This window comes from Lederbergia lenta NBRC 16444, assembly GCF_001591545.1.
In the GTDB taxonomy this organism is placed as follows: Bacteria; Bacillota; Bacilli; order Bacillales; family Bacillaceae_C; genus Lederbergia; species Lederbergia lenta.
This window is the reverse complement of sequence record NZ_BCVC01000001.1, coordinates 1,197,514-1,212,745: the sequence shown is the minus strand read 5'-3', so window position 1 is coordinate 1,212,745 and position 15,232 is coordinate 1,197,514. Positions and strand designations below refer to the sequence as shown.

Below are 15,232 nucleotides of genomic sequence, written 5' to 3'. Positions count from 1 at the left end.
AATAATTCAAATACAACATCTAAAAACTCGGAAACCTAGGATATCCTTGTATTTTGTTGTAAAATACTCGTGTTGTTCAAGAATTTCAAATATATTTTCATCTATATTTTCAGATAGTGAAAAATCAGTAGCATTTTGCACTTCATTTTTAGCTAATTGAAGCTTAAATTTCTCAACATTTACTTGGGTAAATCCAGCTTTCTGGAGAAGATTATGCCATTCTTTTTCTGTTAATAATTGAGTAACTCCATAAAAATCGACAATTGTTTTTAGATCTTTTTCAGCTAATGATTTTTCAAGAACCATTTCAGTGGCGATCAATACACCATTCTGTTTTAATACTCTTTTAAATTCACTTATTGTTAGACATATATCTGTAAAACAAATAACTGATTCTGAAAGGATCATGTCAAACATCCTCTCCTCAAAAGGAAGTTTTTCAGTGCTCCCTTCCTTCACCTTGATCGGCAATTGTATGGATGAAAATCTCTTTCTAGCTTTATCTAACATAATTTTGTTAGAATCTAATGCTGTCACTTGGCATTGATACCGTTCAGCAATATATGCAGATGTTTGCCCTGTTCCACATCCTGCATCAAGAATCAATTTTGTTTCATCTATTTTTTCTTTAGATAAAAGCTCTTTGGTTAGTTGAAGCCCCCCCGGATGTGCTCCGCCAACTCCTAATGCTGACAAACAGTCAAGATAAGTATAATTCAATTCAAGTCCCATCCTTTTTAGAAAATGTACATTATTTTATGATCATGGAAATAATTGGTTCACCGATTAAAAATGAAGCTGGAATAAAAGTATTTAACCAATGAAAAAACCGAACTATTTACGAAACGACGGTTAGGTTTCGTAATAGTACGGTTTTCTTTGTTTTTTTTACTTTGTTTATTAAAACATCATTTGGCTTTATGCAGGGGCGTTTTAGTTATTTCCTAGCTACATTCATTGTTTTAAAGGACTGAATATCAAAAATCATATTTAGCTTCTTGTGCTTCTCTAAGTTTTGTATAGGTATCTGTTAACGAAATGGTATCTTCAACTAGACGTTCCTTCTAAAAAGGATATCATCATTTACAACTTCCTTACGATTAAAATCTTTTTCTTTGATAAATATATAAGTTTGAACAAAAAATGTTCTTTCATGTTCCTGGAATAGAAACCTGGAAAATAGGCGTTCCTATCATAATCGCATCAGCTTCCATCATCTGTTTTGCCACAAATCCAGTATCGGCTTCATATTCCAAATAATTACGTCCATCACTAAACTGAACATTATATTCCGCTAAGTCGATTAGCGTATATTCTGCTTCTGGATATTGCTCGAGACTTCCTTAGAAATATAATTCATTGCTTTTTTTGTTTTAGAACCAACAATTGAACCCGATAACCCTACAATTTTCATATTTATTTACTCCTATTTTTTTACTGTATACTTTCTGATAGCTGGTAAAATTTCGGTGCCGATTATCTCGATATTTTTCGCTAATTTATCAAATGGCATCCCCCCGAAATCCATCTGGGCGAGATAACGTTGATGACCAAATAGCTCATGTTGATATAATATTTTTTCGATGATTTCTTGTGGACTACCTATATTAATAACATTACGTTTATCTGCTGCCTGTGCGAATGCTTGTTTCGGAAATCCTTGTCCGTTTGTTAGAATCATCCCTTCATTAATATAGGGATACATCTCCCTCATAGCCTCTTGTGTTGTTTCTGCTGCATAGAAAAAACCAGTTGTACCAACTGGTAGAATAGCTGGGTCAAAACCATTACTAATAACAGTATCTCTGTATGCGTCAATCGTATTTTTAAAAATACTAGCGGAACCTCCTAATGTAGCCAGCATCATTGGAACACCAGCATAACCAGCTTTCATGGCACTAGCAGGGGTACCACCAACTGCACGCCAAATGGGGAGTGAGCCATGCATAGGTCTAGGTAAAACTTTAGCATTCCTTAAAGGCTCGCGAAAATCTCCGCTCCAATTAACTACTTCTTCTTCATTGAGCTTAAGTAATAAATCAAACTTTTCTTCAAACAACGCTTCGTAATCCCGGACTTTATAGCCTAATAAATCAAAAAGTCCTATACGAGATGCACGACCAGCAACGATTTCAGCTCGACCATCTGAGATCAAGTCAATAGTCGAAAAATCTTCAAACACTCTAACGGGATCCGATGTACTGATAATCGTAGAAGAACTAGAAATTTTTATTTTTTCTGTCGCTTGCGCAATAGCTGCTAAAACAACAGAATGTGCTTGAGTTGTAAAATATTCTTGATGACTTTCTCCTACACTAAAAACATCAATACCCGCTTGTTCAGCTAGTTTAGCTAATTCAATGATTTCGTGTATCCGTTGCTTTTCTGATATACGCTTTCCAGTGTAAGGATTTGGAATATGGTCCCCTAATGTATAAAGGCCAAATTCTAGACCCTTACCTTGGTTGATTCTATACTTTTCCACAATATTCAACCTTTCTCTATATAACCTTAGTTTTCTATTGCAACTTACACTATTATTACACATAAATTTTAGCTTAATAAGCGAAGGATTCTATGCAGAAAAAAAAGATGATAATAGCACAAAATTATCTTGCGGTGAAAGCAGGTATATTAGTTGGCAAGCGCTAGCCTAGTGTGAAAAACGAAATATACTAAATCAAAACCAAAAATATAAAAAAAGCAATACACATTGCAGCTGTACGACAACCTTTTTATACTTTTATGCAGCGTTTGGGTCGAGTATAAAGACCCTATATATTACAAATGCACTATTATTAAATGTCGGAACGTTTATATAGCAAATACCATATTGTATTTTAAGCATAATATGGAATTTAGGGGTGCTGGTATGGGTGTAATTAGAACAGATAAATGGTTAATTGATTCATATCATAAGCCAATTAAAATATGTGAAAAAATACGAATGCACTTTAATGATGCCTCAGCAGCTGATATCTATGATTATTTAATTTCACATGGAATGTATCATCCTATCAGGAACGGAGACATTGTAGTAGATAAGTTACAAAAAAACAAAGTGTGGAAAATTGTACAAGATGAAAATCTTCAACTTCAAAAAGCTTGGGATGGTCCAAATATTCCTATCTTTATTTTTCCATCAGCTGCGAACAATAGAATCTTAAATCAGGACTTTAATGGTAAGTCAGGTTTGGCTTTCAAAGATAAATTGTTTTTATTTATTGCTGATACTAACACAGAAATGGAAATAAGGGCTTTGTTTACTCATGAGTATAATCATGTTTGTCGATTATCAAAGTATAAAAAAAACGAAGAGGATTACGTCTTGTTGGACACGATTATCTTAGAAGGAATTGCTGAAAATGCGGTACGTGAAAGATTCGGGGATAGGCTTTTAGCTAGGTGGACATCGTATTATTCAAATGACAAAATAAAGCATATGTGGAGTAATGTCATTTTTCCGAATCGAAATATTTCAAAAAGTGATCGTGAACATCAAAACATATTATACGGATTACGTTCCCATCCAAAAATGTTAGGGTATTGTGTTGGATTTTATTTAGTGAAAAAATATATGGAAGCAACGAATAAATCATGTAAGGATCTACTAAATATCGAAACAAATACTATTGCTCAATTAGATTGAAGATACAATATACTTGAAAATAAAACAGACGAAAAAGAATTCTCGTCTGTTTTGTTGGGCTAATTTAATTAATAACATGGTTAAATCAATTACCAAAAGAATAGAGATAGAACGGCCAATGAAGTAATAAAACCAAGAGCGATTCCAGCTCCCCAGCCCCAGCCCCAACCGCCGTAACCAAAACCGCCCAAATTCCTAGTGCGGTCTAATGGTTGAAGATACACTCTATTGTCGGTAACTCGATGAATGATCCCTCTATGTGTCCTCCCGTCACGGGTTCTAATTTCAACAGCTCTACCCATATGTCTTTGACAAAGTCCTTGATAATGTCCAACTGACATGATTTCACCCCCATTTACATATGAACCGTACGACATTATATGTAATGAAAAAAATATCGTAATGGACAAGTGCAATAGGTTATTAGTGGAAACTCATATTCTTTGACATTCACTTTCAACAAGATTCTCGAATATGCAATAGGAAGGAATCTCTCTCTTCTATTTTTTCCTAACTGACCAACATTCTTTTGACCTGAACCACTCGAGTCTTTACGGTCAGTTATCCCCACTTATCCTTCTTCGATTTCTCTAAGCCTTGAAGTAGTTTTTTACTGCCTCTTCGGAAACATATACTTATCCGGAACGTCTAAAACAATTTGTTATGGGTAGACATACCCTAAGCGGATTATTTGCCTTATGGACGTTTTTTATAATGCCTAATGCATTTTAAACATATATTGCCATGGGACCATCGATTTAGTGGAATAATTATCAACTCCAAACAAATATGAAACCGGACGAATGAAAACCAGAGGAAACGTCTTCTCACCACAGTAGATGAGCAAGAACGTTTCATGGTTGATGATGCGATTCAATTAATTAATCGATTAGGGGAGATTAAACGAGAATATATGGAGGGTGCAATTTATATATTGCACATAATGAGAATCATGCATCGATTGTACCTACAACGATGAGTCGAGCAATAATGACTTATTTTATGTTTATATAGACTGGAAGCAGGCATATGACATTCTTACTGATCTTACCTCTCTAATTCTTTTTCCATCAGTTTTACGCCATTATCCTTTTGATCTTCAACAATATGTTTAAGGTTAGAAAGCTTATTCTCCCAAAATTGTTCATAAAAAGAAATCCAATCTTTTAATTCCGCTAATGGTTCTGCTTGCAACTGGTACCGTTTTTCTCTTCCCACTTTTCGACCACTTACTAATTTCGCTTCTGAAAGAATGTAAAGATGTTTCGCAATGGCTGTACGGCTCATTGTAAATTGAGCGGTTATTGCTGAAATTGGCAATTCCTTTTCAGCAAGTAATTGAAGTACCTTTCTGCGAGTTGGATCAGCAATAGCTTGAAAAACATCGTATTTTTGTACCGACTGATTCACTTAACCTTCCACAATCTTTCGCAGTTTCTCTATTATGCCTGTCCAACCTTTATTCATACGTTCGCGAATAATAGAAACTTTTTCACCGGCTTTTGGAACGATCGCTTCCCCATCTTTCCAACCACTATGAATAAGTGTAAATTCTGTTTTGCCACCCAAATCTTTCAGAATAAATGAAACGATCCAACCATCTGTATCCCACGTAAAGGAAAGGCGATTTGGTACCTCTATCTCAATTACCTTACAAGGCGATGGGCCAAAAGGTGATTGCAAATGAAATTCATGTCCTTGTTTTAACTGAAAATCATTTGGCATGAACCATGATTCAATTCCTTCAGATGTAGATACCTTTTCCCAGACTTTCTCAATAGGCGCATCAAAAATAACCATCTGTATAACGTCTTGTGCAGTATTTTGTTTATCTTTTTCCATCTTTTAACCCTTCTCTCTCGTTTGATAAAACCATTTAGTTTCACTTTTATTTTATAACACCTTTTGGTTTCATGTCTATATTAACTCAAAAAATATTTGAATAATAATGATAAGCTTTTCAGTAGTAGTAAAGAATATTGTCTTTACGTCTCTTAAGTATTTATATGTACGATTATTATCTAATCATCAAGTTCTCTCGTAAGAAAGAGTAAATAATAAATGCATATTATAAGTAATATTTACTCGATTATGCTTTATTCGCATTTATGAATATTTTGTGAAGTTAAAAGTAAGTCCCATGTCATCTCACTTTGGCATAGTAATTAAATGATAGAATTAGTTCCTTATTTAGGAAAAGTCCGTTTACGGTAGAAATCCATCGCAAGATAATGTTAAGGTTTAAATAGTTAGCTTTTCTCATGAAACTTTCATCTTTTTCTTTTTGGTTTCTTATTTTGATTAGCTACTATTAAAATACAAAAAATAATGCACTTTGAGAAAAAACTTAGATTACAATATACAAGGAGGCATACACATGTTTCAAGATTTTGAAGTAAAACCAATGTTCGAGGGTCAAACGCATGAACGCCATCAGTTTACACTAAATATTGAAGGGCATAGTTATCAAGGAATCTATCATGAGGAAGAAATTCAGTGGTTCCATCCACATCCGCAAAATACGCTTGAAGAAGATATCTTTACTGGGGTTGAATCAAAAGTATCAGATTTGATGGCTAACCAAGTTCAATCTTTTGAAGTAAAGCCAATGTTTGAAGGTCAAGTACATGAACGTCAACAATTCACATTAAACGTAGATGGAGATAACTACCAAGGGATTTTTCATGACGGAGAAATTCAATGGTTTCATCCACTTCCAAAAAATAAACTCGAAGAAGATGTTCTTGAAGACATTGAATTGAATGTTTCTGACTTGATAAAAGATTAACACTCTGTAAAACCCATACAAAAAAAAGGATAGAATAGCAGGAGTAATTGCTCTTCTATCCTTTTTTTGTATGTAATGTGATAACTTGCGTTGACTTAAAATTACGTCGACGTCCAATGTCTTGTAGAATTTCTGTCATGTCATATATATAAATTATTAAACGATCATGATTAGGGTGCTTTCCCTTCTATCATTATTGTTTTTTCATCCCTGCTTTATAACCTTTATTATAAGCCTTTACATACTCCTCTCCTCACGTTATCAGTATTTATAGGCTGCTTTTCTTCTTATTTTAGCCCTTGTTCTCTTCCAGTCACATATTGTTCCTTTTTTATTATTTCAAACCTCTCACTATTGCCTATGGTAAACCCCTCTTCAAATATTAATTCTGTTTTTGGGGATTTCATCAAAATGTAATTCTTCCTGCTCTAAACATTGCTCATAACCCTTTTAGATAATTTATTATGGTTCAATCATTTTATTTGGCAAACTTATGTAATTTTTCAAATTAAACACTCAAAGTTCTCCATAATTCATACTTTCATACTCTATAACACATACTAGTTTGAAAATACATACCACAGGGGAGCTACTATGAAATCAACAGACGTATTCATACAGTGTTTAGAAAATGAAGGTGTCGAATATATTTTTGGCATTCCCGGGAAAGAAACGCTCGATCTAGTCGATTCCATTTCTAAGTCTAAGCAGATCCAGTTCATCAATGTTCGGCATGAGCAAGGGGCAGCGTTTATGGCAGACGTATATGGACGACTATCTAATCGGGTAGGCGTGTGTTTATCTACATTAGGCCCTGGTGCAACAAATTTGGTAACTGGGATTGCTAGCGCTAATTTAGATCATTCCCCGGTTGTTGCAGTTGTCGGACAAGCTAGCATAGTGAAACAGCATAATGAATCACATCAATACATCAACATTATCAAGCTAATGGATCCAGTTACAAAATGGTCTGTAGAAATAAAAGATGCAAACACGATCCCGGTAATTATTCGTAAAGCGTTCCGATTAGCAATGTCCGATAAGCCTGGTTCTGTTGTTATTGAATTACCGGAGAACATAGCTATAGAGGCTGGGATTTCCAGGGCATTGCCTGTTACCCACGTTCCAGAGAATGTGCCGACAACAGAAGCTACGCAGCAGGCAGTCAAGATAATCAGCCAGTCACAAAGACCATTTGTCATCGTAGGTAATGGTGCGATTAGACAAAGGGCAACAGAAGAACTTCAAATATTCGTTGAACAACTTCAAGCGCCTGTTACACATAGTTTTATGGCCAAGGGGATATTGGCGAAAGACGATGTACTTAACTTTTTTTCGTTTGGATTTCAAGAAAATGATGATATATTACGCGGTATTTCGGAAGCTGATTTACTGATTGTGATTGGTTTTGATTTTGTAGAGAGAATGCCCAAAGACTGGAATAAAACAAAGATCCCAATAATACATTTAGATACCTTGCCGGCAGAGGTTGATGAACATTATCCAGTTCAAATAGAGTTAGTTGGAAATTTAAAAGAAACGCTAAAAATCATGAATACTTTTGATGGTTTAGCTACACCATGGTGTCCTTCAGGAAATCTTAAGAAGCAAATAGCACAAAACTATCAAATAGAATGGAATCATGAGCATATCCGATCTTTGCCATTAACAACGGAAAATATTTTACATGTTATTGAAGGTCTCTCATCAGAAAAAACGATTATTATTTCTGATGTTGGCGCACATAAACTTTCAATTGCTCGCACATTTCAACCTAAAGCACCTAATCGTTTAATTATCTCAAACGGTTTTGCTTCCATGGGAATTGCACTTCCTGGTTCGATTGGGGTTAAGTTAGCTTGCCCAAATGATCCTGTAATCTGTATTACTGGTGATGGTGGAGCATTAATGAATATTTCTGAAATAGAGACCGCAAGACGATTAGGTCTTTCATTCATCATCATTGTTCTTAACGATTCCGTATTAAAATTGGAAGAGCAAATGATGATGCAGAAGTTTGGAAATAGCGATGGTGTGACATATGGAAATCCCGATTTTGTTCAATTGGCACAAAGCTTCGGAATAAATGGAGTGAGAGCAAATGATATACATCAATTTAGGCAACTGTTATCTTCAGCTCTACATGCTCAAAAAGATATCACACTTATCGATGTTCCTCTAAATACTTAGAATAAGACCCCCCCTCTTAAGAATAGTTATGAATATACCTATTTTTGGGAGGATGGACAACTTGAGTCAAACTGAATTACTTAAAAGAAAAGTAAACGTCGAGGATATTGCCCTTCCTAAGGGGTATAAAATTGATGTGTTTGCTCGCGGACTAACAACACCTATTAATATTACGTTCAGCGATGATGGCGACATGTTAGTTGGTGATGCGGGAATTACGTCAGGGAATGGTAAGATATTCAGGCTTACTGCAAGTGGACCCCAATTAATAGCAAAAGGATTTAATCCACCGTTAACAGGGATCACTTTTTATAAGGGGGATATCTATGTTTCCCACCGTGGATTTATTACGAAAGTGAAGCCAGATGGTAAGAAAGAAAATGTTCTTTCAGGGCTTCCTAGCTTTGGAGACCATCATAATAATCGGGTTATTTTTGGACCTGACGGAAAGATGTATTTTGGTCAAGGTACTGCTACCAATTCTGGGATTGTCGGTGAAGATAATGACTGGGTAGAAAAATATCCATTCTTTCATGACTACCCTGGTGGATTTACTCCATTAAATGGCCATAACTTTAAATCCAGCAATATTTTATCCAACTCACCTGATGACAATATTTGGACAGGGGCTTATTCTCCTTTCGGTGTTCCTTCTTATCAAGGTGAGTTAATTAAAGGGATCACGAGAGCCAATGGAAGTATTTTACGTGCCAATCCAGATGGATCGGAGCTTGAATTAATTGCTTGGGGATTAAGAAATCCATTTCGGTTAAGGTTCGATCGTCAAAATCGCTTATTTTGTGGTAACCATGGGATAGACGTGAGAGGTAGCCGCCCGATTGCTAATTCGCCTGATGAATTCCAATGGATCAGATCAGGTATCTGGTATGGTTGGCCAGATTATACAGGAGGAATGCCTGTTACTGACCCCTTCTTTAGACCGGAAGGAAAATCTCAACCAACTTTTTTACTTACACAGCATCCGATGCAACCGCCAAAACCGATCACTACATTCGCTCCTCATTCAGCGATTATGGGATTTGACTTCAATTTTGATCCTGATTTCGCTCCAGTTGAAGAAGCATATATTGCCGAATTTGGCAGTAATGCCCCTACAACAACCGGCGGGAAACCTGCTCCAAAAGTGGGTCACCGTATCTCACGAATTAATGTTAACTCTGGGAAAGTTACGACTTTTGCTATTAATAAATCAGGGCTTGCTGCATCTGCTACAGGGGGTGGTGGTTTAGAAAGACCCATTGATGTTATCTTCGGAAAAAGAAAAGACATGTACATTGCTGATTTCGGCATTACAAATCCTAATAGCTCCTATCCATTCGAACCACAATCCGGCATAATATGGAAGATTACGAAATTATGATGCTTTTTAATCTTCCAAAACAAACAATACTCAATTCAACCCATAGCCAACTGTAGAAAAGGGAGAATAAAATGATCGCTCCTCCAGTAAAAAAAGAAAACGATGTTGAAACAGTGGGTCCTAAAACAGGAAACTTAATTATATATAGTAGGGTCGTAATTCCTAGCGTTAATATCATGGTGCTGCCTAAAATAATATTTAGCCTTCTTTTGAAAAAACAGAAGGAAATACCAATCCCAAACCCTAGTAAACCCGTTGTGAATGGAAAAACAATTAGCTCACTTGGTTGAATGATTAGTAATAAAAGCATGGTTAACATATAGCTAAGTAATCCAAAGGGCAGTGATAGAGCTGTGCATAAAAGTAATGGCGCTGTTGCTAATGGACTAATCAAGTATCCGATTCCTGGAAATAACCCTCCTGCTGATTGAAATATCGCTGCTAAGCAACTAAAATAAGCAATCAATACAAGTTTATTCGTTTTAGATAATCGTATAAAGTGGAGATGCATTTTTTCAGCATCATCTGCAATTACTTTAAATATATACACAATTCTCTCCCCCCATCGAATCTTTTATAGTATATGATTGGAGGGTAATCTATCTTGACTATCTTTCATTAACAATTAGTCAGAATTGAATAAGATTTATGTAAAAACGAATGAAAAAGTAGTTCCGTTATGTACCCTGTACACCTAGACGGAACTACTTTATTATTGGCATTTTACTGTAATTTTAGGGATTTAGTTTTGCATTCAATGATGCTTCATTCTTTATTCTCCACACGTTTTTCACTCATCAGATCACTTACAGTTCCTATCCTAAGTTCCTTCGCTTTAATTTCCGTTATCATTGTCTTTAGTCCTTCTGCAACAGGTTTTGTTGGATGCATGAGAACCATTGATCCATTTTCTACTTTTGACACGACTCGACTCACCATTTCGGATGTTTCAGGTTTTCTCCAATCAACTGTATCAACCGTCCACAGAATTGTTTTCATATCGAGGTCATGAGCCACTTGAATTGTATTTTGGTTAAAACTTCCACTTGGTGGAGCAAACCATTTTGTTTTTTTACCAAGGGTTGCTTCAATAATATCGTTGGTCTTTTTTATTTCTTCTAATGTATCAGCCTTTGATCGTTGTTGGAGGTCGGGATGGCTGTAAGCATGGTTGCCAATCTCATGACCCTCTTTATCAATCATCATCGCTAGTTTCGGATTCTTTTTAACCCAACTACCATCGAAAAAGAATGTTGCCTTTACTCGATGGTCTTTTAATGTTTGAAGAATAGTGGGGATATACTCATTTCCCCATGCAACATTGATTAAAAGCGATACCATTGGTTTTTCTGGGTTACCTCTATAGATCGGTTCAGGTGGTAAATCTTTCAAATGAATATTTGGAGATATTTGATTAAATACAATTTTACTTTTATCAAACTTACCGTTTGCTTTCATTTTTTTGTAACTGGATTGAATATTTACTTCCATTCCATTGTATCCAGGTATTGCCTTCCACACACTATCTACTCTCGCGTCAATCGCTTCTTCCTTATTTTGCTCACTAAATAATTCAATTTCCTTGTAAAGCTCATCTTTATTTACTTTGGAAGCAGAAAGTCCATATATTGTATCGGAACTCTGTGCCATCGTTGCATGACCACCTATTGTTAATGCTAAGGCGCATCCAATCAATAGATGTTTCATGATATATCCCTCTTTCATCATGCTCGCCCCTTTATAAACACATAATGATAATCAAGTAAACTCCAATCTAACGAAGGTTGGTTTAGAGATATTTTGCGTGCAATTACCTCCTCCCTTAGTTATATAAAAGATATTTTTAGGTTTCCCTTTTACGATAAGACTATACTAAGGTTTGAATGCGGGCCTGGCCTGATAACTTATAAGCTTTCTTGCTTTAATGCATCAATTATATTTTCTTTTTTTACTTTTGCGCTAGAATATAGCATCGCTGAACTTACAATGAGAAATACTGCTGCGATCACATAAAAAATATTTATCCAAGGTAAAACAAAACCATAGTCAAAGCTGTTCATCAATGACCTATGGATTAAATACATCACAATTATACTTATGGGAAGTCCGTACAACAATGACTTCATTCCATAAAAGATACTTTCATAGTTGATCATTTTATTAAAGCCTTGCGGTGTCATCCCCACAGACTTTAACATTGCAAATTCTCTTTTCCGAAGTGAGATACTCGTTGAGATCGTATTAAAAATATTTGCAATTGATATCCCGGTAATGAGCACGATAAATCCATAAGTAAATACGGACATTAACAAGATCATCTGTTCTTCCTGTTGTCTGCCTTGATACACATTGTGAACATAGATATTGTCCTCTTTCATTTCCTCGATTTCCTGTTGTGTTGCCATTGGATCCTTACTTTTTAAGAAAAGCCTTGACCTAACATTAACATTACTCTTTTCACTAATCATTTGATCCAATACTTGTTCAGAGACAATCATATCTACATTGCCTATCCCCGCTGGAAAAACTCCCATCGGAAATTGATCCGTCAATGCGGCGATTTGTACAGATTTCAAATATTTCTCTTCTTCTGTTTCTCCATCTAAATAATAAAAATCTAGGCTTTCGCCAATTTTGGTGTGAATAGCTTTTGTTTCAACAAATTTACCTACTTCCATATCCTCATAAGGAATCGTATCAATTACAATAGCAGATAATTTTTTTATGTCTGTTAGCTGATTATAATCCGCATCAATCTTTTTTGCATATGCTTTTAGACTCTTCTCATCTAATGCATGGATACTAATAAAGTAAGAATATTTTCCATTTTTGATCATGCTCTTATCCACCTCCACCATATCTTGCAGTTCATTAGCAATGGAGGATTGGTTAATCCAGGAGGACACACCCGCTTCTTTCATGACAGTAGATTCTGTTACACCATCAAGAGAAGCAATTGTATTCATTAATCGATCATCGGTAATTTCAGCGTCGATCGTTACTTCGATATCATAATTTACTCCATCTTGTGAGAGTACAAGTGACTTAGTTAAACTAGAGGTGAAAAATGATACCGCCAAGAATAGAACAATGCTTATAACGAGTGAGAATACAGTTGCTTGGTATCTACGTTTATTTCTTTTTAAGTTTTTCAAGCCTATTTCCGCTTCTATACCGAAAAGTTTGCGAATGAACTTTGACGTTTTTACTGCTTTACCTGTAAGCTTCACATCTGACGTTTGTCGAATTGCATCAATAGCCGAGATTTTAGATGCTTTAATTGCTGGTGAATAGGTTGAAATAAAAATCGTCAGCATTGATACAGCACATGCAATCAAGATCGATAATGGTGTGATGACCACCGTTAATTTTTCAGTAATCCCTAATGCCCCTTCAATGATGGAATTAATAAACCAAAAGGTGGTACCTATTCCAACTAGTCCAGCAATAACTCCGATTGGGATACTTATCAACCCAATGATAACTCCCTCAAAAAACACCGAGTTTCTCTTTTGCCTTTTTGTGGCTCCCACACTCGCGAGCATGCCTAAGTGACGAGAACGTTCAGAGACTGAAATCGCAAAAGCATTATATATTAACGAAATGGAGCCAATAATTATTATTGCCATAATGATTGCTGACAGAGAATACAGCGTGGTACTCAAGCCTTCATTATTCGTCACTCCATAATATCTCAGTAAGCTATTATTAAAACCAAATTTTTTTATTCCATTTTTCTTTGCTAATTTTTCCGCATGACCATACAGTTCACCTTTAACCTTGTTTAAAACAACTGTAGCATCGACTGAGTCATCTACCCCAACCATCCCTTCATCTATATAAGTTATGATCGTATAACCAGGGGCCCATGTAGGTTCCCATGTGGGACGTTTAATGAAACCAACTACAGTATATTTTTCTGTTGTTTTATCTTTTATTGTTTCTAGTATTTCGTTTTCCTTCATTTCTAATGAATAAGTCTGATCTAATGGCTTATCATCCCCCTCGGCTTTGAATCGTTCACCAACATCAAGGGTTAAAATATCGTCCAACGCATACTTAACTTTTGCATTCGTAGCAATTTCTTCCGAAATAACCACTTCATTGGCTGCTTTTGGAAGCCGCCCTTCACTTAATTCAATCGGAAATTGTTTAAAACCTTGTTTGTTATACTCCTTGATAAATAAATACGGTTTATTATCATTCTGGCTCCCTTTCAAGAATGCGTAGCCACGATCCCTTGAAATGACAACTGCTTTTGTAGCTTCATCGTTTTTAACTGCTTCCAGCTGATTTTTGTTCACATCCTCGTAAAGGACATGCCATTCTCCTTCATCGGCAATTGTTTGCTTTTGCATTAATTTGATAAAAGAAACACCAAGCGTCGCAACAGCTGTCACCATGGCTACAGAAATAATAACACCAATAATCGTCACAAGCGTTCGTCTCTTGTTTTGCTTCAAATGTCTTACAGTTAATTTATTAACAATATTCATGGGCGGATCACCTCGTCCTTGGCAATCCTGCCATCTTGAATGGAAATAACCCTGTCCGCTTGCAAAGCAATCCGCTCATCATGCGTAATAATAATTAGCGTTTGATTATAGGTTTTATTAAACATTTTTAATAAATCAACGATTTCTCCACTATTCTTACTGTCCAAATTACCAGTTGGCTCATCAGCCAACATTATCGCCGGATTGCTAATTAACGCTCTGCCAATCGAAACCCTTTGCTGTTGTCCACCTGAAAGTTGGTTTGGCAAATGGCTTAAGCGTTTCTGTAAATTTAACGTTTGTACAATATTATCAAACTGTCGCTGATCTACTTTATGTTCATCTAGTAACAGTGGCAGCGTAATATTCTCCTCTACAGTTAGGACCGGAATCAAATTATAAAACTGATAAATCAACCCTATTTGTCTGCGGCGAAAAATTGCTAGCTGTGTTTCATTTAGCTGATAAATATCTGTATTATCTACCAGAACTTTTCCGATTGATGGCCTATCTACACCACCAAGCATATGCAATAGCGTTGATTTTCCCGAACCAGAAGGACCAATAATCGCAAGAAATTCCCCTTTTTTCACGGAGAAAGAGACATCATCAAGCGCAGTTACTGCTGTTTCGCCTTTTCCGTACACTTTAGACAGATTTTCTATTTTTAAAATATCCATAATGTAAAACCTCCATAAATTTTGCTGATGGTCATAGTTTATCTGTCT

At 35.8% G+C, this 15,232-nt stretch carries 14 protein-coding genes and 1 pseudogene; 4 read left to right on the top strand and 11 right to left on the bottom strand.

From position 1 onward, the window contains the following. Positions 1–6: 6 nt before the first annotated feature. The 3 genes and pseudogenes from BLE01S_RS05665 to BLE01S_RS05655 form a co-directional block, all read right to left on the bottom strand. On the bottom strand, positions 7–720 hold the full coding sequence (locus BLE01S_RS05665) for a class I SAM-dependent methyltransferase (RefSeq protein WP_231955925.1): 714 nt from the start codon (positions 718–720) through the stop codon (positions 7–9). 257 nt (positions 721–977) lie between these two features. Next, positions 978–1,414: pseudogene (locus BLE01S_RS05660) on the bottom strand (NADPH-dependent FMN reductase). A 12-nt stretch (positions 1,415–1,426) separates the two neighbouring features. Beyond that, the gene (locus BLE01S_RS05655; protein ID WP_066138170.1) at positions 1,427–2,485 is read right to left on the bottom strand and encodes an LLM class flavin-dependent oxidoreductase; all 1,059 of its coding nucleotides are present in this window, start codon (positions 2,483–2,485) and stop codon (positions 1,427–1,429) included. 387 nt (positions 2,486–2,872) lie between these two features. Here BLE01S_RS05655 and BLE01S_RS05650 point away from each other — a divergent pair, with 387 nt between their 5' ends. Then, positions 2,873–3,649, top strand: a complete 777-nt coding sequence (locus BLE01S_RS05650) for a DUF2268 domain-containing putative Zn-dependent protease (RefSeq protein ID WP_066138167.1) — start codon at positions 2,873–2,875, stop codon at positions 3,647–3,649. Positions 3,650–3,738: 89 nt separating this feature from the next. On the opposite strand, the gene BLE01S_RS05645 is transcribed toward BLE01S_RS05650, so the two are convergent. The 3 genes from BLE01S_RS05645 to BLE01S_RS05635 form a co-directional block, all read right to left on the bottom strand. Continuing rightward, entirely contained in the window at positions 3,739–3,990 is a 252-nt protein-coding gene (locus tag BLE01S_RS05645) for a hypothetical protein (protein ID WP_066138164.1), read from the bottom strand. A 706-nt stretch (positions 3,991–4,696) separates the two neighbouring features. Beyond that, a complete protein-coding gene (locus BLE01S_RS05640; protein WP_066138162.1) occupies positions 4,697–5,059 on the bottom strand; it encodes an ArsR/SmtB family transcription factor in 363 nt (120 codons plus the stop codon). Further along, complete coding sequence (locus tag BLE01S_RS05635; protein ID WP_066138159.1) at positions 5,060–5,491, bottom strand: SRPBCC family protein; 432 nt, start codon at positions 5,489–5,491, stop codon at positions 5,060–5,062. It abuts the gene before it with no gap. A gap of 535 nt (positions 5,492–6,026) precedes the next feature. Here BLE01S_RS05635 and BLE01S_RS05630 point away from each other — a divergent pair. After that, positions 6,027–6,437, top strand: coding sequence for a DUF5342 family protein (locus tag BLE01S_RS05630; RefSeq protein ID WP_066138156.1), 411 nt, complete (start codon positions 6,027–6,029; stop codon positions 6,435–6,437). 287 nt (positions 6,438–6,724) lie between these two features. Here BLE01S_RS05630 and BLE01S_RS21265 read toward each other — a convergent pair whose 3' ends face one another. Continuing rightward, complete coding sequence (locus tag BLE01S_RS21265) at positions 6,725–6,847, bottom strand: hypothetical protein (protein ID WP_274379900.1); 123 nt, start codon at positions 6,845–6,847, stop codon at positions 6,725–6,727. Between the two features lie 184 nt (positions 6,848–7,031). Between BLE01S_RS21265 and BLE01S_RS05625 the strand changes: the two genes are divergently transcribed. Further along, complete coding sequence (locus BLE01S_RS05625) at positions 7,032–8,627, top strand: acetolactate synthase large subunit (RefSeq protein WP_066138154.1); 1,596 nt, start codon at positions 7,032–7,034, stop codon at positions 8,625–8,627. A gap of 61 nt (positions 8,628–8,688) precedes the next feature. Continuing rightward, positions 8,689–10,008 (top strand): PQQ-dependent sugar dehydrogenase, encoded by a 1,320-nt coding sequence (locus BLE01S_RS05620; RefSeq protein ID WP_231955924.1) that lies wholly within the window; start codon positions 8,689–8,691, stop codon positions 10,006–10,008. Here BLE01S_RS05620 and BLE01S_RS05615 read toward each other — a convergent pair. The 4 genes from BLE01S_RS05615 to BLE01S_RS05600 all read right to left on the bottom strand — a co-directional run bounded on the left by BLE01S_RS05615 (position 9,995) and on the right by BLE01S_RS05600 (position 15,184). Beyond that, entirely contained in the window at positions 9,995–10,558 is a 564-nt protein-coding gene (locus BLE01S_RS05615; protein ID WP_066138148.1) for a hypothetical protein, read from the bottom strand. The two genes, BLE01S_RS05620 and BLE01S_RS05615, sit on opposite strands and share 14 nt — an antisense overlap. A gap of 215 nt (positions 10,559–10,773) precedes the next feature. Further along, the gene (locus BLE01S_RS05610) at positions 10,774–11,715 is read right to left on the bottom strand and encodes a polysaccharide deacetylase family protein (RefSeq protein WP_082788668.1); all 942 of its coding nucleotides are present in this window, start codon (positions 11,713–11,715) and stop codon (positions 10,774–10,776) included. Between the two features lie 197 nt (positions 11,716–11,912). Next, positions 11,913–14,504, bottom strand: coding sequence for an ABC transporter permease (locus BLE01S_RS05605; protein ID WP_066138142.1), 2,592 nt, complete (start codon positions 14,502–14,504; stop codon positions 11,913–11,915). Then, positions 14,501–15,184 carry an ABC transporter ATP-binding protein gene (locus tag BLE01S_RS05600; protein ID WP_066138139.1) on the bottom strand — a complete coding sequence of 228 codons (684 nt, stop codon included), beginning with the start codon at positions 15,182–15,184 and terminating at the stop codon, positions 14,501–14,503. The genes BLE01S_RS05605 and BLE01S_RS05600 overlap by 4 nt, the downstream gene beginning before the upstream one ends. Between the last annotated feature and the right edge of the window lie 48 nt (positions 15,185–15,232).

What these genes read in the sequence shown, in the direction of transcription:
- BLE01S_RS05650 (WP_066138167.1), top strand. Translation starts at nt 2,873, where the DNA reads ATGGGTGTAATTAGAACAGATAAATGGTTAATTGATTCATATCATAAG.
- BLE01S_RS05645 (WP_066138164.1), bottom strand. Translation starts at nt 3,990, where the DNA reads ATGTCAGTTGGACATTATCAAGGACTTTGTCAAAGACATATGGGTAGA.
- BLE01S_RS05635 (WP_066138159.1), bottom strand. Translation starts at nt 5,491, where the DNA reads ATGGAAAAAGATAAACAAAATACTGCACAAGACGTTATACAGATGGTT.
- BLE01S_RS05630 (WP_066138156.1), top strand. Translation starts at nt 6,027, where the DNA reads ATGTTTCAAGATTTTGAAGTAAAACCAATGTTCGAGGGTCAAACGCAT.
- BLE01S_RS05625 (WP_066138154.1), top strand. Translation starts at nt 7,032, where the DNA reads ATGAAATCAACAGACGTATTCATACAGTGTTTAGAAAATGAAGGTGTC.
- BLE01S_RS05610 (WP_082788668.1), bottom strand. Translation starts at nt 11,715, where the DNA reads ATGAAACATCTATTGATTGGATGCGCCTTAGCATTAACAATAGGTGGT.
- BLE01S_RS05605 (WP_066138142.1), bottom strand. Translation starts at nt 14,504, where the DNA reads ATGAATATTGTTAATAAATTAACTGTAAGACATTTGAAGCAAAACAAG.
- BLE01S_RS05600 (WP_066138139.1), bottom strand. Translation starts at nt 15,184, where the DNA reads ATGGATATTTTAAAAATAGAAAATCTGTCTAAAGTGTACGGAAAAGGC.